The organism is Rhodovulum sp. P5 (assembly GCF_002079305.1).
GTDB lineage: Bacteria > Pseudomonadota > Alphaproteobacteria > Rhodobacterales > Rhodobacteraceae > Rhodovulum.
In genome coordinates this window covers 2,339,115-2,359,863 of the sequence record NZ_CP015039.1, presented here as the reverse complement: position 1 = coordinate 2,359,863, position 20,749 = coordinate 2,339,115, and the positions used below count along the sequence as shown (strand labels likewise).

21 protein-coding genes are annotated in these 20,749 nt (G+C 64.7%); 7 read left to right on the top strand and 14 right to left on the bottom strand.

The genetic code is table 11. The features are described 5' to 3' along the window. Nucleotides 1-11: 11 nt before the first annotated feature. Complete coding sequence (locus RGUI_RS11445; protein WP_081533183.1) at nucleotides 12-461, bottom strand: CopD family protein; 450 nt, start codon at nucleotides 459-461, stop codon at nucleotides 12-14. A 434-nt stretch (nucleotides 462-895) separates the two neighbouring features. Here RGUI_RS11445 and RGUI_RS11440 point away from each other — a divergent pair, with 434 nt between their 5' ends. Genes RGUI_RS11440 through dnaQ form a run of 4 tightly spaced genes read left to right on the top strand, consistent with a single transcriptional unit; the run spans nucleotide 896 to nucleotide 3,606 of the window. Continuing rightward, nucleotides 896-1,495 carry a nucleoside triphosphate pyrophosphatase gene (locus RGUI_RS11440; protein ID WP_081533182.1) on the top strand — a complete coding sequence of 200 codons (600 nt, stop codon included), beginning with the start codon at nucleotides 896-898 and terminating at the stop codon, nucleotides 1,493-1,495. Next, entirely contained in the window at nucleotides 1,492-2,325 is an 834-nt protein-coding gene (locus RGUI_RS11435; protein ID WP_081533181.1) for a shikimate dehydrogenase, read from the top strand. Before RGUI_RS11440 ends, RGUI_RS11435 begins: the two co-directional genes overlap by 4 nt. Further along, nucleotides 2,322-2,918 (top strand): dephospho-CoA kinase, encoded by a 597-nt coding sequence (coaE, locus tag RGUI_RS11430; protein WP_081533180.1) that lies wholly within the window; start codon nucleotides 2,322-2,324, stop codon nucleotides 2,916-2,918. The genes RGUI_RS11435 and coaE overlap by 4 nt, the downstream gene beginning before the upstream one ends. Beyond that, nucleotides 2,911-3,606 carry a DNA polymerase III subunit epsilon gene (gene dnaQ / locus RGUI_RS11425; protein WP_081533179.1) on the top strand — a complete coding sequence of 232 codons (696 nt, stop codon included), beginning with the start codon at nucleotides 2,911-2,913 and terminating at the stop codon, nucleotides 3,604-3,606. Before coaE ends, dnaQ begins: the two co-directional genes overlap by 8 nt. Before the next feature lie 3 nt (nucleotides 3,607-3,609). On the opposite strand, the gene secB is transcribed toward dnaQ, so the two are convergent. Then, on the bottom strand, nucleotides 3,610-4,110 hold the full coding sequence (secB, locus tag RGUI_RS11420) for a protein-export chaperone SecB (protein ID WP_081533178.1): 501 nt from the start codon (nucleotides 4,108-4,110) through the stop codon (nucleotides 3,610-3,612). A 58-nt stretch (nucleotides 4,111-4,168) separates the two neighbouring features. Next, entirely contained in the window at nucleotides 4,169-4,648 is a 480-nt protein-coding gene (locus RGUI_RS11415; protein ID WP_081533177.1) for an FxsA family protein, read from the bottom strand. A 111-nt stretch (nucleotides 4,649-4,759) separates the two neighbouring features. Here RGUI_RS11415 and RGUI_RS11410 point away from each other — a divergent pair, with 111 nt between their 5' ends. Together RGUI_RS11410 and RGUI_RS11405 are read left to right on the top strand one after the other, a co-directional pair. Beyond that, a complete protein-coding gene (locus RGUI_RS11410) occupies nucleotides 4,760-5,428 on the top strand; it encodes a Tim44/TimA family putative adaptor protein (RefSeq protein ID WP_081533176.1) in 669 nt (222 codons plus the stop codon). Nucleotides 5,429-5,450: 22 nt separating this feature from the next. Further along, a complete protein-coding gene (locus RGUI_RS11405; protein WP_081533175.1) occupies nucleotides 5,451-6,050 on the top strand; it encodes a Smr/MutS family protein in 600 nt (199 codons plus the stop codon). 30 nt (nucleotides 6,051-6,080) lie between these two features. Here the strand turns inward: RGUI_RS11405 and hslU are convergent, their stop codons facing one another. The 11 genes from hslU to regB all read right to left on the bottom strand — a co-directional run bounded on the left by hslU (nucleotide 6,081) and on the right by regB (nucleotide 20,020). Further along, nucleotides 6,081-7,391 (bottom strand): ATP-dependent protease ATPase subunit HslU, encoded by a 1,311-nt coding sequence (gene hslU / locus RGUI_RS11400; RefSeq protein WP_081533174.1) that lies wholly within the window; start codon nucleotides 7,389-7,391, stop codon nucleotides 6,081-6,083. Then, nucleotides 7,388-7,945 carry an ATP-dependent protease subunit HslV gene (hslV, locus tag RGUI_RS11395; protein WP_081533173.1) on the bottom strand — a complete coding sequence of 186 codons (558 nt, stop codon included), beginning with the start codon at nucleotides 7,943-7,945 and terminating at the stop codon, nucleotides 7,388-7,390. The genes hslU and hslV overlap by 4 nt, the downstream gene beginning before the upstream one ends. 113 nt (nucleotides 7,946-8,058) lie before the next feature. Continuing rightward, nucleotides 8,059-8,379 carry a thioredoxin gene (gene trxA, locus RGUI_RS11390; protein WP_081533172.1) on the bottom strand — a complete coding sequence of 107 codons (321 nt, stop codon included), beginning with the start codon at nucleotides 8,377-8,379 and terminating at the stop codon, nucleotides 8,059-8,061. A gap of 61 nt (nucleotides 8,380-8,440) precedes the next feature. Further along, entirely contained in the window at nucleotides 8,441-11,821 is a 3,381-nt protein-coding gene (gene addA, locus RGUI_RS11385; RefSeq protein WP_081533171.1) for a double-strand break repair helicase AddA, read from the bottom strand. Then, the gene (addB, locus tag RGUI_RS11380) at nucleotides 11,818-14,757 is read right to left on the bottom strand and encodes a double-strand break repair protein AddB (RefSeq protein WP_081533170.1); all 2,940 of its coding nucleotides are present in this window, start codon (nucleotides 14,755-14,757) and stop codon (nucleotides 11,818-11,820) included. The genes addA and addB overlap by 4 nt, the downstream gene beginning before the upstream one ends. Then, nucleotides 14,750-15,442, bottom strand: a complete 693-nt coding sequence (locus tag RGUI_RS11375; protein WP_081533169.1) for a nucleotidyltransferase family protein — start codon at nucleotides 15,440-15,442, stop codon at nucleotides 14,750-14,752. Before RGUI_RS11375 ends, addB begins: the two co-directional genes overlap by 8 nt. After that, nucleotides 15,424-16,443 carry an aminoglycoside phosphotransferase family protein gene (locus RGUI_RS11370; RefSeq protein ID WP_081533168.1) on the bottom strand — a complete coding sequence of 340 codons (1,020 nt, stop codon included), beginning with the start codon at nucleotides 16,441-16,443 and terminating at the stop codon, nucleotides 15,424-15,426. Before RGUI_RS11370 ends, RGUI_RS11375 begins: the two co-directional genes overlap by 19 nt. Further along, nucleotides 16,436-16,951: a tRNA (adenosine(37)-N6)-threonylcarbamoyltransferase complex ATPase subunit type 1 TsaE gene (gene tsaE / locus RGUI_RS11365; protein ID WP_081533167.1), complete on the bottom strand. Its 516-nt coding sequence runs from the start codon at nucleotides 16,949-16,951 to the stop codon at nucleotides 16,436-16,438. Before tsaE ends, RGUI_RS11370 begins: the two co-directional genes overlap by 8 nt. 42 nt (nucleotides 16,952-16,993) lie before the next feature. Continuing rightward, entirely contained in the window at nucleotides 16,994-17,404 is a 411-nt protein-coding gene (locus RGUI_RS11360) for a PAS-domain containing protein (RefSeq protein WP_081533166.1), read from the bottom strand. Continuing rightward, nucleotides 17,395-18,537: a hypothetical protein gene (locus tag RGUI_RS11355; RefSeq protein ID WP_156882942.1), complete on the bottom strand. Its 1,143-nt coding sequence runs from the start codon at nucleotides 18,535-18,537 to the stop codon at nucleotides 17,395-17,397. The genes RGUI_RS11360 and RGUI_RS11355 overlap by 10 nt, the downstream gene beginning before the upstream one ends. Before the next feature lie 85 nt (nucleotides 18,538-18,622). Beyond that, nucleotides 18,623-20,020: a sensor histidine kinase RegB gene (gene regB / locus RGUI_RS11350; RefSeq protein WP_081533164.1), complete on the bottom strand. Its 1,398-nt coding sequence runs from the start codon at nucleotides 20,018-20,020 to the stop codon at nucleotides 18,623-18,625. An 85-nt stretch (nucleotides 20,021-20,105) separates the two neighbouring features. Between regB and RGUI_RS11345 the strand changes: the two genes are divergently transcribed. Next, nucleotides 20,106-20,744, top strand: coding sequence for an SCO family protein (locus tag RGUI_RS11345; RefSeq protein WP_081533163.1), 639 nt, complete (start codon nucleotides 20,106-20,108; stop codon nucleotides 20,742-20,744). The last annotated feature ends 5 nt before the right edge of the window (nucleotides 20,745-20,749 follow it).

Sequence of the window (20,749 nt, the reverse complement as noted above, 5' to 3'; positions counted from 1 at the left end):
AGTCAATCCACTTAGAACTTCACCACCACCGAGAAGACGATCACCAGCATCAGGATCGTCGGCAGTTCGTTCATCATGCGGAAGGTGCGGCCGCTGCGGTTGTTCGCCCCCGCCACGAAATCCTTGCGCCGTGCCCCCAGCCACATATGGAACCACGTCATGGCGATAACCGCTGCGCCCTTGGTGTAGGGCCAGATCGTCAACCAGTCGACGATGCCCGGCGTGAAGACCAGCAACAGGCCGAAAATCCACACGGCGATAAGCGACGGGTTCATGATGTAGCGGTAGAGCTTCATCTCCATCACCTGGAAGAGTGCGTCGGTTTCCTGACCGACGGTCACCTTCTCTGTGTGATAGACGAACAGACGGGGCAGATAGAAGATACCCGCCATCCATGTCAGCACAGCGATGATGTGCAGCGATTTCGTCCAAGGGTAGATGTACGCCAGGAAATCGCCCATGGGATGCCTCTTCTCTGCTCTTCTGTTCTTAACCGTCGGGTGTCCTTCTAGAACAGAGAAGAAGGAAAAGAAAAGATGATGTTTTGGTAGGGCCTGTGGGCATGTGGATTACCGAAGCATCCACCGATCAGCCCACAGTACGGCAATCTGTGAACAAAGCTGATGATATCTTTTGTCAATCAAGTTTTAGGTAAACTACCCATTTAGAATCAGTATCTTACCGGCACATGATCCTTCGTCTGGCTGTGGATTTCCTTGGATGACTCCAATCGTAACGATTCCTTAACACTTCGTCGGGCGCTGGCATCCCCGTGGATTTGGGGTGTCACAAGCTTGACATTTTCCACCATAGTCGGCACCCGAAAGGCACCCGCCGGAGATATCCACGCGCAACCGCGACGCCATCCGGCTTTTTTCCACAGGATTCTCCAGCCATGACCGAACCTGTCGTTCTTGCCTCGGGCTCTGCCATCCGGAAGACATTGCTGGAAAACGCGGGCGTGCCCTTCACGGTCATGTCCGCACGGATCGACGAAGACGCGATCCGACAAGGACTGGAACAAGAGGGCGCCCAGCCGGCCGAGATTGCCGAAGTGCTGGCCGCCGCGAAGGCACAGAAGGTCGCGCAGAAGAGGCCGGAGGCGCTGGTGATCGGATGCGATCAGGTGCTTTGTCACAACGGCACTGTCCTGACCAAACCCGCAACGATCGACGAGGCCCGCGATCAGCTTCGCGCGATGCGGGGTGGACAGCATCAGTTGCTTTCGGCTGTCGTGATATATGACGATCTGCAACAGTTGTGGCATCATGTGGGACAGGTGACGCTGACGATGCGTCCATTTTCCGATAGATATCTTGACGACTATCTCGACCGGAACTGGCCCGCGGTGGGCGACTCGGTCGGGGCTTACAAGCTGGAGGAAGAAGGCGTGCGGCTGTTTTCCAGGATCGAGGGCGATTACTTCGATGTTCTCGGGCTGCCATTGTTGCCGCTTCTGACCTTCCTCACCACACGCGGAGTTCTGATGGCATGACGGATCGCATACCGCTGGCTGGCGTGATCGGCTCGCCCATTGCCCATTCCAAGTCGCCGAAACTGCATGGCCACTGGCTGAAACGCTACGGGATACGGGGCTACTATATCCCGATGGATGTGGCGCAGGCCGACCTAAGGGATGTCTTGTCCGCCCTGCCCCGGATGGGGTTCGTGGGGATCAACGTGACCATCCCCCACAAGGAGACGATCCTTGGGCTGGCCGATCTGGTCTCTGACCGGGCCGCGCTGATCGGGGCTGCGAATACGTTGATCTTTCGGGCGGATGGAAAGGTGCACGCCGACAACACCGATGGTGTCGGCTTTATCGAGAATTTGCGCCAGGGTGCGCCGGGATGGAAGGCGACAAGCGGCCCGGTCGCCGTTCTGGGCGCGGGCGGCGCGGCGCGGGCCGTGATTTCGGCCCTGTCCGAACAAGGTGTGCGGGAAATCCGGGTCAGCAACCGAACACGCTCGCGGGCAGAGGCCTTGCGGGCAGAGTTTGGCCCCAAGATTGTCGTCTATGAATGGGTCCAGGCGGCGGAGATGTTCGAGGGGGCGACGACGGTCGTCAACACGACAGCACTAGGCATGGTGGGCAAGCCCGATCTGAAGATTTCGCTAGAGGCATTGTCGCCGTCGGCGGTGGTCTCCGACATCGTCTACACGCCGCTGGAAACAACGCTGCTTCGCGAAGCGCGGGCCAAGGGCTGCGTGGCGGTCGACGGGCTGGGCATGCTGCTGCACCAGGCCGTTCCGGGCTTTGAGCGCTGGTTCGGACGTCGACCGGAGGTCGATGACGCGGCGCGGGCTGTTCTATTGGGCCAATGACGACACCGTTTCGGCTGGGTCTGACCGGCTCCATCGGCATGGGCAAATCGACGACCGCGGGGTTCTTTCGCGATCTGGGCGTGCCGGTCTGGGATGCGGATGCCACCGTGCACCGCCTTTATGCCAAGGGGGGCGCGGCGGTTTCTGCGATCAACGCGCTTTGCCCCGACGCGGTGGCCGAGGGCGGCGTGGATCGCGCGGTTCTGAAGGCGTGGATCGCGCAGGATCCGGGCGCCTTGGCGCGGATCGAACACGCCGTACATCCGCTTGTCGCCAAGGACCGCAAGGCGTTTATCGAAAACCATGCGGGCGCGCCGCTTGTCGTCCTCGATATCCCCCTGCTCTTTGAAACCGGAGCAGAGACCGACCTTGATGCGGTGCTCGTGGTCACGGCCGATCCGGACTTGCAGCGGCGGCGCGTTCTGTCACGTCCGGGCATGACGGATGCGCAGTTTCAGACCCTTCTTGGCAAACAGCTTGCAGATTCAGAAAAACGGCGGCGTGCCGATTACCTGATCGAGACACGGACGCTTGAACAGACCCGGGCAGACGTGCAAGCCTTGGTGAAAAGGCTGACAGAAACGCATGCGTGAAATCGTTCTCGATACCGAAACCACGGGGTTTGAACCGTCAGAGGGCCACCGGATCGTTGAAATCGGCGCCGTGGAACTCTGGAACCATTTGCCCACGGGACAGACCTATCACCAGTACATCAACCCCGAACGCCCCATGCCGCAAGAGGCGTTCGAGGTGCATGGGTTGGGCGATGACTTCCTGCGCGACCAGCCTGTTTTTGCAAAGATCGGGCAGGCTTTTCTCGACTTCGTCGGTGATGCGAAGCTGGTGATTCACAACGCCGCCTTCGACATGAAATTCCTGAACGCGGAACTCGGTTGGCTCGGTCTGCCGCAACTGCCCTGGGATCAGGCCATCGATACGCTGGCCATGGCGCGGCAGAGATTTCCCGGCTCTCCCGCCACGCTGGATGCCTTGTGCCGCCGATTTGGTGTCGACAATTCCGCACGTGAAAAGCACGGCGCGCTGCTCGACTCCGAAATCCTGGCAGAGGTTTATCTGGAACTGATCGGAGGGCGTCAGCCGGATTTCGGCCTGTCCGCCCAAGGGCAAAACGCGGGCACCGCCGCAGGTGATGCACAGGCGTGGCGTCCCCGGGCCCGGCCGGCGCCCCTGCCCGCGCGCATTACAGACGGGGAAGCCGCCGCCCATGCTGCCTTCGTGGCAGAGCTGGGCGACGACGCGCTTTGGAAAACGTTCGACTGAACGTCAGTTCGCGGGCGCAGCTTGGGCCTGCTGTTCAGCGGCACGGCGCGCGATTTCCTGACGGTAGAGCGCCACGAAATCCACCGGTTCCAGGTTCAGGGGCGGGAAGCCACCATCGCGCGTGACGTCGGACACGATCCGGCGCACGAACGGGAAGAGCATCCGCGGGCATTCGATCAACAGGAAGGGATGAAGCTGCTCTTCGGGCACGTTCTCGACGTGGAAGACCCCGCCATATTCCAGTTCCATCAGGAAAAGCTGGGTTTCGTCGCCCTTGTTTTTCGACGAGATGGTGAACTTGGTGATCACCTCGTACTGGTGGTCGGGCTGACGCTTGCGCGCGTCAAGCGCCACCTGAACGGTGATATCGGGCGTCATCTCGCCCTGAACGCCCTTGCGGACAAGGATGTTTTCGAACGACATGTCCCGGATGAACTGACCCAGAACCTGCATTTTCACTTGCGGCGGCTGCGCGGCTGCGCCGTTGCCTTCGGTTTCGCTCATGGCACTCTCCTGCCAAAGTTTACATTGAGGCGGTCCTTAACAGCTTGGCCCCAACGGCTCAATGCTGCGTCCAGCCAGAGGGTGAATGCGGGCTGTTTCCCGGCGGCGGAACCTCTTCGAAATCGCCGTCGATCACATCGGCCTGGCCGTGCATCGGGCGCTGGGGTGCATTGCCGTAGGTCATCGTCTGAACCACGATCCGCTTTGACAGATACCGATAGGCCGCCGCACGTACCGGCGGCATCAAAAGCGCAAAGCCTACCGCATCGGTGAAAAAGCCCGGTGTCAGCAGCAGCGCGCCGGAAAACAGGATCATCGCGCCATGGGCCAACGGCTCTGCCGGGTCGCGCAATTCCTGAAAGGATCGGCGCAACTGATCAATGGCATGGGCCCCCTGCTGCCGCATCAGCCATGTTCCAAGGATCGCGGTCAGCACCACAATTCCCAGTGTCGGCCAAAGCCCGATCAGGCCGCCGACCTGGATGAAAAGCGTGATCTCGATCAGCGGAACGGACAGGAACAGAAGGAAGAGCCACATATTTAAACCTCTATCATGCGTCGCGGGTCTTGTGGACTTGACCCGAACGCTCCCTTACATATGTGGCGTGACGCTACGATACAAACCCTTCCCGCGCACTCCGAGGTTTTCATGAGCTCTGCCATCATCCAACTTCTCGTTCTCGCAGGCATTGCCGTTTTCCTGATCCTGCGGCTGCGCTCGGTCCTGGGAACGCGGGATGGATTCGAGAAGCCGCCGGTGGCGATGCCCGACCCCTCCTCCCGCCGGGGCGATGGCCGCCGGGAATTCGAGGTGATCGAGGGAGGACCCGATACCGACATCACCGATCACGTGCCCGATGGCAGTGACGCGGCGAAGGCCCTTGCCGCGATGAAGATGGCGGAGCCGGGTTTCGTCGTCGGGGAGTTTCTGCATGGCGCCCGCGGTGCGTATGAGATGATCCTGATGGCGTTCGAGCATGGCAACCTGGACGATGTTCGCCCCTTCCTGTCGGAAGATGTGCATGACAGCTTTGCCGATGTGGTGAACCTGCGCGAGGATCAGGGCCTGAGCGTGGATGCGCATTTCGTCGGGGTGCGCGAGCTTGTTCTGAAAGACGCCACCTTCGATCGCGACACTGGCGAGGCCGAACTGACCGTGCGGTTCGTGGGCGAACTGACCTCGGTCGTGCGCAACAAGGCCGGCGATATCATCGAGGGCAGCCCCAACGAGATCAAGCGCCAGCGCGATGTGTGGACATTTGCCCGCCGCATGGGCAGCGACGATCCGAACTGGCAACTGGTCGCCACCGGCGAGTGATCCCCTCCTTGGGGGCCGTGCGATGGGGGGGAAACGCCGCCGGACCCTGAGCCATGAGGAACGTGCCTTGTGGGACCATGTCGCCCGGCAGGCGCGACCCATGCATGGCAAACGCCAAGCCCGGGTGGACGAGCCGGAGCCGTTTCCGGCGAAACCCCCCAAGCCGCAGCCTGATACGAAATCCGAAAACCCGCTGACGCCGTTTCAGGTTGGATCAAGGTCGACCCCCCAGACCTCGACCGCGTCTTTTTCCGATCCGGTGCCGAAGGTTCCGGTACGGATGGATCGAAAGACCTTCTCTCGGATGACGGGCGGCAAGCTGGACCCTGAGGCCCGGCTTGATCTGCATGGGATGACCCTGGCCCAGGCGCATCCAGCGCTGACGGGTTTCATCCTGAGAAATCACGGGAAGGGCCGCCGGCTTGTCCTGATCATTACCGGCAAGGGGCGCGACGACGATGGTGGCGGGCCGATCCCCGATCGCCGTGGCGTGCTGCGCCGGCAGGTGCCCCACTGGCTGCACCAGGCCCCCTTGGCGGCGGCCGTTCAACAGGTGGCCCCGGCCCACCGGCGCCATGGCGGGGACGGCGCGTTCTATGTGTACCTGCGCCGGCATCGGTAACGCCGCCGCAGGACCAAACGCGCCCGGACGCTACAGGATGTAGCGCGTCATGTCCGTTGACCGCGTCAGTTCCCCAAGGTTTTCCTCGACGAATGCGGCGTTGACCTCGATGGCTTCGCCCGCGCGGTCGGGCGCGGTGAAGCTCAGCCCCTCGAAAACACGTTCCATCACCGTGTAAAGCCGCCGGGCCCCGATATTCTCGACGCTTTCATTCACCTCGGCCGCGATCCGGGCAAGGGCGGCGATCCCGTCCTCGGTGAAGCTGACCTTCACCTGTTCGGTGCCCATCAACGCGGTATATTGCAGCGTCAGCGCGTTGTCGGTCTCGGTCAGGATGCGCACGAAATCGGCCTCGGTCAGCGGGCGCAACTCCACCCGGATCGGCAAGCGGCCCTGCAATTCCGGCAGCAGATCCGACGGCTTGGCGATGTGGAACGCGCCCGACGCGATGAACAGGATATGGTCCGTCTTGACCGATCCGTGCTTGGTCGACACGGTTGTGCCTTCGATCAAGGGCAGCAGGTCGCGCTGGACCCCTTCCCGGCTGACATCGGCCCCGCGGGCATCGGACCGGGCACAGACCTTGTCGATCTCATCGAGGAAGACGATGCCGTTTTCCTGAACCGCCTCCAGCGCGGCGCGGTTGACGCTTTCATCGTCCAGCAGTTTGTCGGCCTCTTCCTGGATCAGGATGTCATAGCTGTCGGCCACCGACATCTTCTTCTTGACCGTCCGGCCCCCGAACGCCTTGCCGAAGAGGTCGCCCAGATTCATCATGCCGGCCCCCTGCCCCGGCGGCATGCCGGGGATGTCCATCATCGGCAGCGGGTTGGAACTGTCGGTGAGTTCCAGCTCGATCAGCTTGTCATCAAGCTCACCCTTCTTCAGCTTGTTTCGGAACATCTCCCGCGTCTGTTCGCGGGCGTCCGTGCCCGCAATCGCCTCGATCACCCGGTCCTCGGCGGCCTGATGGGCGGCGGCTTTCACGTCCTCGCGCATCCATTCGCGGGTCTGGGCAATGGCGCTGTCCACCAGATCGCGGATGATCTGTTCCACGTCACGCCCGACATAGCCGACCTCGGTGAACTTCGTCGCCTCCACCTTGATGAAGGGCGCGCGGGCCAGCCGGGCCAAGCGGCGCGATATCTCGGTCTTGCCGACGCCGGTGGGGCCGATCATCAGGATGTTCTTGGGGTAGACCTCTTCACGCAGATCGTCGGCCAGCTGCTTGCGCCGCCAACGGTTGCGAAGCGCCACGGCAACCGCGCGCTTGGCGTCGTTCTGCCCGATGATGAACCGGTCGAGCTCCGAGACGATTTCGCGGGGGGTCAGGTCGGTCATTTCGAAATCGTCTCCACCGTCAGGTTGCCATTCGTGTACACGCAGATGTCGGCGGCAATCGCCATCGCCTTCCGGGCGATTTCTTCAGCCGACATCGCGGTTTCCATCAGCCCGCGCGCCGCGGCCAGTGCATAGTTCCCGCCCGATCCGATGGCGGCCACGTCATGTTCGGGGGCCAGCACATCGCCTGCGCCGGTGATGACATACATCTCGTCCCCGTCGCTGACGATCAGCATCGCTTCCAGCTTTTGCAGGTACTTGTCGGTCCGCCAGTCCTTGGCCAGTTCGACCGCCGCGCGCTGCAACTGGCCCGGTGCCTTTTCCAGCTTGGCTTCCAGCCGTTCCAGCAGCGTGAAGGCATCGGCGGTCGACCCGGCAAAGCCCGCCACCACGTCATAGCCCCCGGGGGACAGTCGGCGCACCTTGCGCGCGGTCCCCTTGATGACGGTCTGGCCCAGGCTGACCTGACCGTCGCCCGCGATGACGACCTCGCCGCCGCGCTTGACGCCCATGATCGTGGTCCCGTGCCAACCGGGAAAGTCCTGCTCTGCCATTTTGCCCCTCCATTCGGGTTGGAGCCCATATATGCGCCGAATGCTGCCCCACAACCCGCCCATGCAAAAGGGGCGCGAAAGCGCCCCTTTGTCTCAGTCTTCTGATGAAAGGATCAGACGGAGTCTTCGATCCAGTTCTTCAGGGCGGCCTTGGGCGCGGCGCCGATCTTGCTGGAAACAACCTCGCCGCCCTTGAACAGGAACAGCGCCGGGATGCCGCGCACGCCCATCTGGGCGGGGCTGGAGGGGTTGTCGTCGACATTCACCTTGACGATCTTCACCTTGCCTTCGAACTCGTCCGACAGTTCTTCCAGCGCGGGGCCGATCTGTTTGCAGGGGCCGCACCATTCGGCCCAGAAATCGACAACCACGGGGATGTCGGAGTTACGCACCTCGGCGTCGAAGGTGTCGTCGGTGACGGCTTGGGTTGCCATTGGGGTGTCTCCTTGGAACCTTGAAAGTCCCGCCGGAAGGTAAGCAGCGGGCGGGAACGCGTCAAGGCAGCGCAGCGCGGGCCAAGGCCGCCGCGGCAAGCCCGGGCGGGATCGGCATCAGCGTCGCGGTTCGCGTCCACAGGATTGCCGTCTCGATTCGATGGGCGGGATAGATCTGGGTCAGCGCCTGCGCATAGGCCCCCATCTGGCGCAACAACCCCTCGGGCACATCGTCGACATGGCTGGGCACCACGGCGTTGGTCTTGAAATCGACGGCCAGCACATGGTCGGGGGCGACCAGCAACCGATCTATGGTGCCACGGATCATGGTTTGACCGATCGGCGCGGCAAGCTCGACCTCGGCCAGTGTCTCGGGCGCAAACACATGGGCAAGATCGGGTGTCGCGAGGATCCTTTGCGCTTCTTCCACAAGCTGCGCGATCTCGGTCTCCGCCGCGGATGGTGTGCATGTTGTCAGCAAGGCGCTGGCCTGCTGTGCGCGGGCCTCTTCTGCCACGTCGGTCAGGTGTTCCAGCAACAGGTGAATCCACGTCCCCCGCGCCTTCGCGGCCTCCGCCTCCAGCCCCTCGCCGTCCCCGCCAAGGATCTTCGCCCCGCCGAGGTTGGAGGGGGAAACCGGTTGGGCGGGCCGTTCGGGCCGCGGAACCTCGACCATCGCCCATTCGGGAAGGTCAGCGGGTTGAGCGATTATGTCTGCGGGCTGCTCGACGTCCCCCTTCTGCCAGTGTCCGCGGTCGACGCGCAGGCCCGCCCCGAACGCGAAATCCTGGGGATCCGCGCCTGCGCGGTGCATCCCGGCCTGAACAAGGCTGTACCAGTCGGACCCGTCCGGCGACAGCTTTCCAGCCGCCCCCACGATCAGCCACTGTTCGGCCCGGGTCATGGCAACGTAAAGCAGGCGCTGCCGCTCTGCCTGTTCCCGCGTGATGCGCCGGGCATAGGCGTCTTCCAGACGTGTCGGTCGCTCCCCGGACGGGGTTTTCCAGACCACGCTGCCATCGTCGAGGGTCAGCAACTGATCGCGGATATCGACGCGGCGCGCCCCGCAATCGGGCAGGATGACGATGGGGGCCTCCAACCCCTTTGCGCCATGCACGGTCATCACGCGGATCCGGTCGCCCGCGGAATCGAGCTGGCGCTTGACCTCCACCTCGCCACTTTCCAGCCAGGCGAGAAAGCCGGTCAGCGAAGGTACCTCGACCCGTTCGTAAGCCAGCGCCTGATCCAGCAGCGCGTCGATCCCGTCTTCGGCCTCTTGCCCCAGCCGCGCGGTCAGGCGGCGGCGTCCGTCATGCCGGGTCAGGATCCGTTCAAGCAACTCGTAGGGCCGCAGGAAATCGGCCTCGTCCCGCAGGGATTTCAATACCGATACAGTCTCTGTTTCAGCCCAATCCGCCCCGCGCAGGGTCTGCCACAGATAGGCCTTTCCCCGTTTCGCGCCGAGCCGGTAGAGCGCATCTTCCGACCAGCCGAACAGCGGTGAACGCAGCGCACAGGCAAGGGACAGGTCATCCTCGGGCAAGGCCAGGAATGACAGCAGCGCGACCAGATCGCGAACCGCAAGTTCGGCCGCGATTTTCAGGCGGTCGGCCCCGGCGATCTCCAGCCCCTCGGCCTTGCAGGCGCGTATGATTTCATAGAACAGATCCGACCGCCGCTGGACGAGGATCAGGAAATCGCCCTCGGTCACCGGGCGGCGGGTGATCCGGCCGTCCTTGTGCTTGACCGCCAGCGTCTCGCCCCGGTCGATCATTGCGCGGACCTCTGCGGCGACACGCCGGGCAAGGCGCACCATGTGATGCTCTGCCGCGGGCATGTCGACGGGGTCGGCCCAATGGCCGGGCTCGTCTGTGGCGGACTCCTCGACCACGGGCCACAGATCCACCCGGCCGGGCAGATCGCCATGAAAGGCACGGTGCCGCATTTCCCGATCCAGCCCATGGGGCGTGTCCGGCGGAAAGGTTTTATCGACGACCGACAGGATCGCCTCGGCGGAGCGGAAGGAATATTCGAGCGTCAGCGGCACAAGATTGCGGTCGATCCCGGCCAGCCGGTCCCGGAAGGTGGCCTTCATCCTGTCGAACCCGTCGGGATCTGCGCCCTGAAACGAATAGATCGACTGTTTCTTGTCGCCGACGACGAAGATCGTCCGCTCCACCCCGGACCGTGCGCCTTCGCCGGCGGTGAATTCCTGCGCCAGAAGCTCGATCACATCCCACTGCACGGGGCTGGTATCCTGCGCCTCGTCCACGAGGATATGATCCAAGCCCCCATCGAGCCGGAACAGCACCCATTGCGCGACACCCGGATCGGTCAGAAGCGTGCGCGCCTTCAGGATCATGTCGTCGAAGTCGAGCCAGCCTTGCGCCAGTTTCCGCGCCTCGTAGCGTTTCAGGAACGCCCCCGCAAAGCGGTGCAGCGCGCGCGTCCGGCGCGCGGCGGACAGGGCGATGCGCCGTTGCCGGGCATCCTCCACCCGGACCATCAGCGCATCGAGATCGGCCATCAACGAACCCAGGGCCTTTTGCGTCGCCTTGGTCGGGAAAGACCCTATCTTGGCCGAAAACGGCGATTTCGCAGTCGCCCCGGTCAGGAACAAGCCCTCCAACTGTGTCAGCAAGGGCAAGCCGGGGCCTTCCCCGACCAACGGGTCCAAGGTTGCCGCGGCCTTCTGATCGGTCTTGCTGCCCGCGGCGAGAACCGGCACCACTTGGCGGATCAGATCGTTTTCGCCCCCAAGAAACACCTGCGCCAGAAGGGTCGTCTCGTCATACTCCCGCGGCAGGCCGAAAAGGCGCCAGATCGCCGGGTCCTCCATCGACTTCGCCAGCCTGTCCCGATGCCCGGCAATCTCCGCGGTCAGGCCATCCAGATCGTCGCCGGTGTAGTACCGCGCCAGATCGGCCAGCAGCCCCGCCTCCGGCCCCTCGGCCATGTCCTCCACGATCTCGGCGCGCAGGCGTTTCGCGGTCCTCTCATCCAGATCGGCAAAGCCCGGCGATACCCCCGCCTCCAGCGGAAAGCGGCGCAACAGCCCCGCGCAGAAGGAGTGGATCGTCTGGATCTTCAACCCGCCCGGCGTCTCGATCGCGCGCGCGAACAGCCGCCGCGCCTGCCGCAGCATGTCCGGATCAACCGGGCCGTCGACCCCAAGCTCCCACAGGGTGCGGCCCAGTTCGGTATCGTCCAGCATCGCCCAGTTACCCAGACGGCTGAACAGCCGGTTCTGCATCTCGCTTGCCGCGGCCTTGGTGTAGGTCAGGCACAGGATCCGCTCCGGCCGCACATGGTCCAGCAACAGCCGCGCCACCCGGTCGGTCAAGACGCGCGTCTTGCCCGACCCGGCATTGGCCGACAGCCATGTGGAGTTGACGGGGTCGGCTGCCTGAATCTGCCGCTCGGTCGCCGGGTTCCGTGTCATCCGCCGACATCCTCCGGTTCCGGGTCGTCCGTTTCGTCCCACTCGCCATAGCGGGACAACAGGTCATAATCGGTCGTATCGCTGCGCTTTTGCAGCCGGCTTCGCGCGGTATAGCCTTGGTCTTGCCGCTCATAGCTTGCGATCAGGGCGTTCAACTCTGCCCATGTCTTCGCAACAAGGTTGCCGTCCAGCGGATTGCAGACCGTCTTCGGCGGATTGCCGAGCCCGATATAGGCCACATGGTCGACGCGCGCGGCGGGGATATCTTCAAACCCGCCCCGTTCGGCGATGCAGGCCTCCAGCAAAAGCTGCTTGTCGAAGGCTTCCATCGCTTTCAGGCTGGGCGGCGTCCCGGTCTTGTAGTCGTAAAGGATGATCCGGCCATTCTCGGTCCGGTCGATCCGGTCCGCCTTGGCCGTCAGGGCAAAGCCGCTGCCCAGCGTGACCGATCCTTTCCGCTCCCGCCCGATGCAGGTCGCGCGTGTCTGGCGCAGGGCTTCTTCGCGCAGGAAGACGTCGGCCACCCGCGCCAGCCTTGCCCGCCAAAGGATCCGGGCGGCGGGCCAGGGGGCCTCTTCTGCAAGGATTGTATCGGCCAGGGTCAGCAGACGCGCGCGGGCAGCCTCTGCATCCGGTTCGACCGGCATGTCCAGAAACCGTTCCATCACCCGGTGCAGGACCGACCCGCGCAAGGGGGCATCGGCCACATGGACCAGCGGGTCGAGCCGCCTGAGGCCCAGCATCTTCTCCGCATAAATCGCGTAAGGATCGCGGATCAGCCGTTCGACCCCGGTGACCGAAAGCTGACGGGGTCGATCCTCCACAGGCGGCCGGGGGGACGGGCGCGGGGCAGGGGCCACGGATGTGTCGGGGCGGTCCAGTTCTGCGGCCATGTCCAGCCAGCGCTGCCCCCGCCGTCGCATGGCGCTCAACGCCTCATTCCCGCCCTGATCGGGCAGACCGCCCAGAAGGTTCGTCAACCGGTTCAGCCAGCGCGCCGGGACGGTCTGTGCCTCTGCATCCCGGATTGCGCGGGCAAGGACGACGCGCGGCGCGCCGATGGCCTGCTGAAAGTCATGGGCGGACAACCCGATCTGCCGTTCCGGCACCGGCAGCCCCATGTCATGGCGCATTTGCCGGTTCAGCCACGGGTCGGGCGGCGGCGTGCCGGGCCATGTGCCCTCATTCAACCCGGCCAGAAGGACGAGGTCTGCGCCTTGCACCCGCGCCTCCAGCGTGCCCCAGATCATGACACCGGGATGGGGTTCGACGGCGCTGCGCACGTCTTTTGTCTGGAGGATCCCGTGGAAAAGGTCGGCATATTCCGTGGGCGTCATGTCACCGCCGGCCTCTGCCTCTGCCTGCAGATGGGCGCAAAGCTCCTGCGCCACGCCGCCCGCATCCTCGGCCCACAGCGCGCCGCTCCCGTCTGCCCCCGGACCCGCGGCAAGCCTTTCGGCGAGGGCCAGGTGGCGCGCCACGTGATCGGTCAGGGCGGCGGTTCCGCCCAGATCGGCCCCCTCTACCGTCTCGGCCAACCACTCCGCCCAAGCCGCACGCCCGTCCTCCGGCCCTTTCCCTGCCCACGCGATCAGGGCGCGGCGCCCGGGGAACGCTGCTCCCTCCCGGCGCAGATGCAGTTCCAGTTCCCGGGTCCACAACAGGTGACCGGCCCTTTGCCCGGGGGTAGAGGCCGCAAGGGGGTGTTTCAGCAGCGCCAGCAGGTCGCGCAGGGTCAGCCGATGCCCGAAGAGCGCCGCCACCTGCCGCAGGAACCGCCCCGGGGGCGACAGGGGCAGCGGAAGGCCAGCACTGTCATCGGGCAGAATGCCCCACCGGTCGAGTGCCGCGGTAACCTGCCGGGTCAGAACGCGGTCGGGCGTGATAAGGGCTGCGCGGGTGCCGCTCTCAACCGCGTCGCGCAGGCACAAGGCGATGGCCAATGCCTCGGCCCGGGGTGATGGCGCCTCGATCAGCGTGACCGCCTCGGTGCTCGGGATCAGGTCGGTCAGCCCGGGGCCGTCCTCCATCCACTGGTCGGTCACCGGGGCGGGGCGCAACGATAGCGAGATCAGCCGGTTCCGGCCGGGGCAGGGCGCGGTGATGTCGGTCCAGGGGTTCACGCCGGCGGGGTCAAGGTCAAGCGCGTCAAGCAGCCGGCGAAACCTGAATTGCGGGTGATCCTCTGCCGCGCGCGCGTCTTCAAGCGTGGCCCAAACCGGCCCGGGCATGTCAAAGTCGAACCCCGGCAGCACAACCGCCCCCTGCGGCAGCCGGGCGACCGCCTGAAGGAACAGCGAAATCGCGCCCCGCGATCCTGTGGAGCCGACCGCGAGCACCGGATGTTCCGGCGGTTCAATCTGCCAAAGCCGGGTCAGCCGTTCAGCGGCAAGGCGCTGGGCCGCGCCTTCGCCCGGTGCGGCGCCTGCGGTTCGCAGATAGTCCTCAACCAGCGTCAGGAATTGCAGCGACCGTGCCCAATGGGCGGACAAGGCCCCGACATCGAGATTGCGCAGCGCGGTGGGGGGAACACCTTCGGCCTGCATCTCGTCCATCAGGGCGGCAAGGCTGTCGGCAAGGTCGAATACCGCGCTGCGCGGGGCCAGATCCGGGGCGCTTTCCAGAAGCGCGCGCACGAGTTGTGCCAGTTCCAGCCGCCGCCGCAGGGGCGAGGGCGCCGGGGGCAGGTCCGACAGGATCGGATGCCGCCCCAGATCGCCGACCAGCCGGATGCGGGGCCAAAGGCGCGGGGGTCCGTCCAGCAGCAAATCCTGCAACCGCCGGCGCATCCGCTGGGTGTTCACCCAGATCTCGACCCGCGCCCATGCTTCGGGCGGTTGGCCGGACAGTCTCTGTTCCAGCCCGGCCAGCACCGCCTTCGGGAAATCGGCACCGGGGGGCAGGCCGAAGACGCGGGGGCCGGGTGTCTCAAACATCGTCCGTCCCGGCCAGCATCGCCTCTGCCATCGCGATCCCGCCCGGATGCCCGACATCGCACCAGCCGCCCGCATGCACCGCGCCGTAAAGACGGCCGTCCTGCAGCAGCCTGTCCCAGATCACGTTCAGCGAAAAGGCATCCGCCGGAGGATCGGCCAGCGTTGCGGTCTTGAGGATTTGCGCACCGGTGTAGATGGCCCCGGGACCGCGGCAGAGCCGGCCGTCGGCGGACATGACGAAATCGCCGGTTCCGGTATGGCCCCGTGCGTTTCCGGGCGGGACCAGCAACAGAAGGGCATCCATCTTTTCCGGCTCCCACGCCCGGGTGAGTTGCGTCAGCGGATTGTTCCCGGTCCACACGGCGTCGCTGTTCAGCGTGAAAACGGCGTCTCCATCCAGACGCGGCAGGGCCTGCAGCAGCCCCCCGCCGGTGTCGAGGATCCGCGGGCTTTCGTGCGAGATCAGGACATCCCCGCGGCCCCGCAGGTGAGCGTGAATCTGATCGGCCAGATAGTGCGTGTTCACGACGCATCGCCCGATGCCGGCCTCATCCACAAGGGCCAGCGCATGGTCGATCAGCGGGCGACCGGCGACCTCGATCAACGGTTTCGGGCGCGTGGCGGTCAGGGCGCCCATCCGCGTGCCGAACCCGGCGGCAAACAGCATCACCGCGTCGGGGCGCATCGGCTGGCGATCCTGTCAAGAATGTCGGGGTCGGGGGGCGGCAGAAGGCGTATCACCCGCTCTTGCAGATCGGCCATTGATGGGTGGGCCAGATCGCGCATCAGGTGGCCCCAGACCCGGCCCATCATCGGCAGGTATCCCGGTTTGCCGTCGCGGACGCACAGCCGGGCGAACACCCCGAGGATGCGCAGATTGCGCTGCGCGCCCATCAGGGCATAGGCGGCATCGAAGGCGCCCGCGTCGATCCCGGCGGCCGCAACATACCGCGCGCGCATCCGGGCTTGCAGATCCTCCGGCACGTCGCGGCGGGCGTCTTCCAGAAGCGAGACGAGGTCATAGGCGCGATGCCCGGTCATCGCGTCCTGAAAATCCAGAAGCCCCACCCGCGCGATCCCCGCGCGGTCGGGCAGCCAAAGCAGGTTTTCCGCGTGATAGTCCCGGAGGACGAGGACCGGATCGTCCGGCAGCGCCGCCAGTCGGCGTTTGATCGCGTCGCGGAATGCGGCCCGTTCATCATCCGGGGCGGGCCGGTCGAGGGCGGGTATGTACCAGTCGAAGGGCAGGCAGGCGAGATCCGCCATCAAGGGCGCGTCATAGGCGGCAAGCCCCGCGGGCAGGGGGGCGCTGTGCAAGGCGGCCAGAACATCGACCGCGGCCTCGTAGAGCGGTGGTTCCATGTCAGGCGCCTGTTTGGCCACGCGGGCGAACAGGTCGTCGCCGAGGTCTTCCAACAGAAGGAAACCGTGGTCTGGGTCGTCTGCCAGGATGCGGGGGGCAGAGAGACCGAGCCCCGACAGGTGCCGTGCAATCGCGACGAAGGGACGGACATCTTCGCCCTTTTCGGGCGCGGCATCCATCAGCACGGCTCCAGCGCCGCCTGGCCCGCCGGTCAGCCGGTCATAGCGGCGGTTGGAGGCATCGCCGGCCAGCGGCCGACGGACGGCCCCGCCCCATCCCGCCCGGGAAAGGAAAGCATCGCGAAGGGCGGCGCGGTCAGGCATCGTTCGCCGCAGGTTCAAGCACCGGGGCCAATCGGCTGCGCCATGCCGGGCTGGTGGTGTCAAAGGTCAGGAGGCGTGTCTCCTCCTCCGCCCCCGGCTCCAGGGTCACGGAAAGGGCGCCCTCGGGTGCCAAGTCCCCCAACCGGTCGGGCCATTCGACCAGACACAGGGCCGTGGCAAAGGCGTCCTCTAGCCCAAGTTCGACAACCTCGTCAGGATGGGTCAGCCGGTAAAGATCCGCGTGCCAGATTTCCAACGCCCCGGCCCGGTAGGTCTGCACCAGCGTGAAGGTCGGGGAAGGCACGTCTTCGGCGATGTCCCCGGCCGCCTGTTGAAACGCGTGGATCAGCGCGCGTGACAGGGCGGTCTTGCCGGCGCCGATCGGCCCTTTCAGAAGGATCGTGTCGCCGGGCCCCAGAATTTCCACCAACCGCCCCGCCAGAGCGCGGGTTTCGGCCTCCGAATGGAGTGTCAGGCGGATCGGTTCCGGGGTTGCATCGGTCGACATGGGTGCAGTTTTACCCTGCCAGCCAACCCCCGCAAGGGCCGATCAGCCCCGCCCGCCCGAGATCGCCCGGGGCGGACGTTTTCCCGCCGCTACGGGCTGAAACCCGATCAGCATGGCCCCGCCGGCAATCGGCTTGATCCGGCAGGTCAGGACCCGGCCATCGCGATGGACCAATTCGCCAGACCAGGCCTGACGGTGGCGAATATTGCGGGCAAGTTCGGCCGGGTCGTGGCCGGTATCGGCAACGCACTGGTCCTGCCATTGGGCCGTTGCGCCGGCGATGTCGATGGTGCCCAGAACCAGCAGGGGGTCATCGCCCCATAGTTCGGCATAGGCGATGTTCGACAGGGTCAGCACCCCGGCGGTCGAGAAGACGGCAATCGCCTCGTCAAGGCTGTCGATCACGGCCTGACCGGTTTCGATCTCGCCACGGAAGCGGCGGGTCAGCGACATCTCGGCGCTGATATCCTCGAACAGGAAGGCGACGGCGCCGTCGGGATGCGGCCGCCCGTGACCCGGTAGACATGGCCCGAGGGCAGCGTCCACGTGTCGGAATAGACCCCGTCCTGTGCGTCCCGCTCCAGCCGCAGGATCGCCTCTCGCCATGATCGGTAGTCCTTCGGCTCCGGCATCATGCGGTCTTCGCGAAGCCGGTCCAGCATGGTGATAAGCGTCGGGCGCGCGCTCAGGAATTCCGGCTCCAGATTGAACAGCTCTGACAGGGCAGGATTGAACAGGACGAGTTCCCGCGCGCGGTTGAACACCGCCAGACCAATAGGAAGTTCGGCGAAGGTTTTCGTCAGGGTCTGCACGAAATTGCGCAACTGCGTTTCGGCGCGCACGGTCGCATCGGCGGGAATCGCGAAATGCAGCGGTGCCCCTTGCGCGGTGACGGACATGCAGTCGAACCAGCGTTCGTCATTCGGGCCGAAGGTCAAGGACTGACGATGGGGCGAGCTATCGCCCTCCGCCGTCGGTTTGAAGAGGGAGGGCAGGGGCCATGTCAGTGTCGACTCGTCCGCCTGCCGCGCGGTGACCAGATCCAGATAGGCGCTGTTGGCCCAGGCCACGCAGCCGGCCTTGTCTTCCTGCCATGCCGGGGTCGGCATCGCCTCGACCAAGTCGCGCAGGGTGCCCAGTTCGGCGGTCATCGCCGCAAGGCTTTGCGGATCGTGCAAGTCTTTCTGTTCGCTTTCATGGGGCAGGTGAAGCGTGATCCGCGTGACCCCATCCAGCCAGGTGGCGGCAAGCTGGGCATCGCCGCCCGCCTCGGTCAGCAGGGCGGTGCCGTCATGGGACAGGCGTGCCATCCGGTCGGAAAAGCCGGGAAAGCGGGGGGTCACGAGCGCGCCCAGCCGTTCCCAGTCGGACAGGTCGGCCGGGGCCTGGGAAAGATACCGGCGCCCATCCGGCGTTGCGTCAAGAAGCGTCTGCCGATCGAACAGAAAGACCAGACCGCCGTCACCGGGGGGGCTGGCGGCGCGGCGGCCAAGCCGCGGAACCAGCGGCAACACCATCAGCGCAACAAACGCCGTAACCAGCGACGTTGCCGCCACGGTCAGCATGGAACTCCACTCGATAGCCATTTTCCGATGCTCAGTACCCGTCCATTGGGGTCCGACAGTCGGCCAGATTGGTTAATGCGCGGTTAAGATTAAGAGAATGTTTCGGTCATGCCTCGAACAGGACATTGTCCCCAAGCGCGGCCAGTTGCTCCTCGGCGCTGACGCCGATCTTGCCGACCGGCCAGTCCACCTCTACCACGGCGCCGCGCTGTTCGGACCGGTCGGCGCCGGTCAGAAGCGGGTCGGACCCGTTGGCAAAGCTCAGCCGCGCGCCCGACCGTTCCAGCAGCGTCTTGGCGATGAAAAGGCCAAGGCCCATGCCTTCGTATTCCGGGCGCTCCTTTTGTTGGTTGTCCGTCTTGCGCTTGCGCACGAAGGGATCGCCGATCCGGCCCAGAAGGTGGGGCGGATAGCCGGGCCCGTCATCCATGATCCGGATCGTGATATCCTGCGGCGACCATTGCGCGACCACCCAGACCCGGGAATCGGCGAAATCGACGGCGTTCTGGATCATGTTGCGCAGGCCGTGGATGATCTCGGGGCGGCGGTAGATCACCGGCATGCGGGGGCTGCCCCCATGGATCGGTTCGGCCTTGAAGATGATCTCCTTGCCGCGGTCGCGATGGGGTTCCGCGGCCTCGTCAATCACGGCCTCCAGCGGTGCGGTGTGCATGTGCAGGTCGTCCTTCCCCGCCCGCCCCATGGACCGCATGATGTCGCGGCAGCGGTCTGCCTGATCGCGGATCAGGGCGACATCTTCCTGCAGGTCGGGCCGGTCCTGCACCTCGTCCATCAGTTCGGAACTGATCAGCTTGATCGTGGCAAGGGGTGTGCCCAGCTCATGTGCGGCCGCCGCGACAACGCCGCCAAGATCGGTCAGCTTCTGCTCCCGGGCGAGCGCCATCTGCGTTGCCAGCAGCGCATCGGACATGTTGTTCGCCTCGGTGGTCACGCGTTCCGCGTAAAGACCGAGGAACGAAATACCGATCACCAGTGCCGCCCAGAAGCCGAACAGGAAGATCTGCGGCAGTTCCTGGATCGCCCCGTCGGTGGTCATCAGTGGCATGTGAAAGAAGCCCACGAAGGTGATCAGCACAAAGGCCACATGGGCCAGAAACAGCGTGGACATGCGACCGAGGACCGTGGCCGAAATCGTCACCGGCGTCAGGATCAGCAGCGCGAAGGGATTGTTCAGCCCGCCCGTCAGGAACAGCATCGCCGCAAGCTGCACGATGTCGAACAACAGCGTGAGCATCGTTTCGGTTTCGGACAGGCGCCGGTTTTCGGGATAGACCGCCATGGCGACAAGATTGGCGATCACCGCCATGCCCACGATGATGAGGCAAAGGCCAAGGTCCAGCGCGATGTTGAAATAGAGCTGTGCGACGGTGATCGCGACGACCTGCCCGCCGATTGCGGCCCATCGCAAGAGGATCAATGTCCGCAGGCGGATCCAGTTGGTCCGTTCGCTTGTGGGCAGAAGACCGATGGCATGTTCGAACATTGGCGTCCCCGTCGCAGGCTTTGCCCTTGTTAATCCTGCGTCAAAGGCCGATCAATGCACCAAATCCACGGAACGGACCGCTGCCATGTCACGTATCGCCCTCGTCTCTTATGCCGCTTTCGCCGTTTTCGCGACGGCCGTGATCGGAAGCGGCGTCTATCTTTGGCAGAACAGCCGGCAAGACGACCGGTTTGCGGCGTGCCGGGACGGCGGCCTTGCCGGGCCGATTGACGAGATCGGCGGCCCCTTCACGCTGGTCGATGAAACCGGCGCCACGGTGACCGATGCAGACGTGATCGATGGGCCGACGCTGCTTTACTTCGGTTACACGTTCTGTCCCGATGTCTGTCCGCTGGACAATACGCGCAATGCGCAGGCCATCTTCCTGCTGGATGACCGCGGCTATCAGGTGAAACCTGTCTTCATCTCGGTCGATGCGGGGCGGGACACGCCGGAGCTTCTGGCCGAGTTCACCGAATACATGCATCCACGCATGCTGGGCCTGACCGGCACGGCAGATCAGGTCAAGGTGGCCAGCCGCGCCTACCGGACATTCTATCAGATCCAGGATCCGGACGAGGAATACTATCTCATCGACCATTCCACCTTCAGCTATCTCGCTTTCCCCGAGACCGGTGTGGTGGAAGTCTTCAAACGGGATTTGACGCCTGAAGAAATGGCAGATCGCATCGCGTGCTTCGTCGATTCGCTTGAGGCAAATTGACCCTG

What these genes read in the sequence shown, in the direction of transcription:
- RGUI_RS11445 (WP_081533183.1), bottom strand. Translation starts at nt 461, where the DNA reads ATGGGCGATTTCCTGGCGTACATCTACCCTTGGACGAAATCGCTGCAC.
- RGUI_RS11440 (WP_081533182.1), top strand. Translation starts at nt 896, where the DNA reads ATGACCGAACCTGTCGTTCTTGCCTCGGGCTCTGCCATCCGGAAGACA.
- RGUI_RS11435 (WP_081533181.1), top strand. Translation starts at nt 1,492, where the DNA reads ATGACGGATCGCATACCGCTGGCTGGCGTGATCGGCTCGCCCATTGCC.
- coaE (WP_081533180.1), top strand. Translation starts at nt 2,322, where the DNA reads ATGACGACACCGTTTCGGCTGGGTCTGACCGGCTCCATCGGCATGGGC.
- dnaQ (WP_081533179.1), top strand. Translation starts at nt 2,911, where the DNA reads ATGCGTGAAATCGTTCTCGATACCGAAACCACGGGGTTTGAACCGTCA.
- secB (WP_081533178.1), bottom strand. Translation starts at nt 4,110, where the DNA reads ATGAGCGAAACCGAAGGCAACGGCGCAGCCGCGCAGCCGCCGCAAGTG.
- RGUI_RS11415 (WP_081533177.1), bottom strand. Translation starts at nt 4,648, where the DNA reads ATGTGGCTCTTCCTTCTGTTCCTGTCCGTTCCGCTGATCGAGATCACG.
- RGUI_RS11410 (WP_081533176.1), top strand. Translation starts at nt 4,760, where the DNA reads ATGAGCTCTGCCATCATCCAACTTCTCGTTCTCGCAGGCATTGCCGTT.
- RGUI_RS11405 (WP_081533175.1), top strand. Translation starts at nt 5,451, where the DNA reads ATGGGGGGGAAACGCCGCCGGACCCTGAGCCATGAGGAACGTGCCTTG.
- hslU (WP_081533174.1), bottom strand. Translation starts at nt 7,391, where the DNA reads ATGACCGACCTGACCCCCCGCGAAATCGTCTCGGAGCTCGACCGGTTC.
- hslV (WP_081533173.1), bottom strand. Translation starts at nt 7,945, where the DNA reads ATGGCAGAGCAGGACTTTCCCGGTTGGCACGGGACCACGATCATGGGC.
- trxA (WP_081533172.1), bottom strand. Translation starts at nt 8,379, where the DNA reads ATGGCAACCCAAGCCGTCACCGACGACACCTTCGACGCCGAGGTGCGT.
- addA (WP_081533171.1), bottom strand. Translation starts at nt 11,821, where the DNA reads ATGACACGGAACCCGGCGACCGAGCGGCAGATTCAGGCAGCCGACCCC.
- addB (WP_081533170.1), bottom strand. Translation starts at nt 14,757, where the DNA reads ATGTTTGAGACACCCGGCCCCCGCGTCTTCGGCCTGCCCCCCGGTGCC.
- RGUI_RS11375 (WP_081533169.1), bottom strand. Translation starts at nt 15,442, where the DNA reads ATGCGCCCCGACGCGGTGATGCTGTTTGCCGCCGGGTTCGGCACGCGG.
- RGUI_RS11370 (WP_081533168.1), bottom strand. Translation starts at nt 16,443, where the DNA reads ATGCCTGACCGCGCCGCCCTTCGCGATGCTTTCCTTTCCCGGGCGGGA.
- tsaE (WP_081533167.1), bottom strand. Translation starts at nt 16,951, where the DNA reads ATGTCGACCGATGCAACCCCGGAACCGATCCGCCTGACACTCCATTCG.
- RGUI_RS11360 (WP_081533166.1), bottom strand. Translation starts at nt 17,404, where the DNA reads ATGTCGCTGACCCGCCGCTTCCGTGGCGAGATCGAAACCGGTCAGGCC.
- RGUI_RS11355 (WP_156882942.1), bottom strand. Translation starts at nt 18,537, where the DNA reads ATGGCTATCGAGTGGAGTTCCATGCTGACCGTGGCGGCAACGTCGCTG.
- regB (WP_081533164.1), bottom strand. Translation starts at nt 20,020, where the DNA reads ATGTTCGAACATGCCATCGGTCTTCTGCCCACAAGCGAACGGACCAAC.
- RGUI_RS11345 (WP_081533163.1), top strand. Translation starts at nt 20,106, where the DNA reads ATGTCACGTATCGCCCTCGTCTCTTATGCCGCTTTCGCCGTTTTCGCG.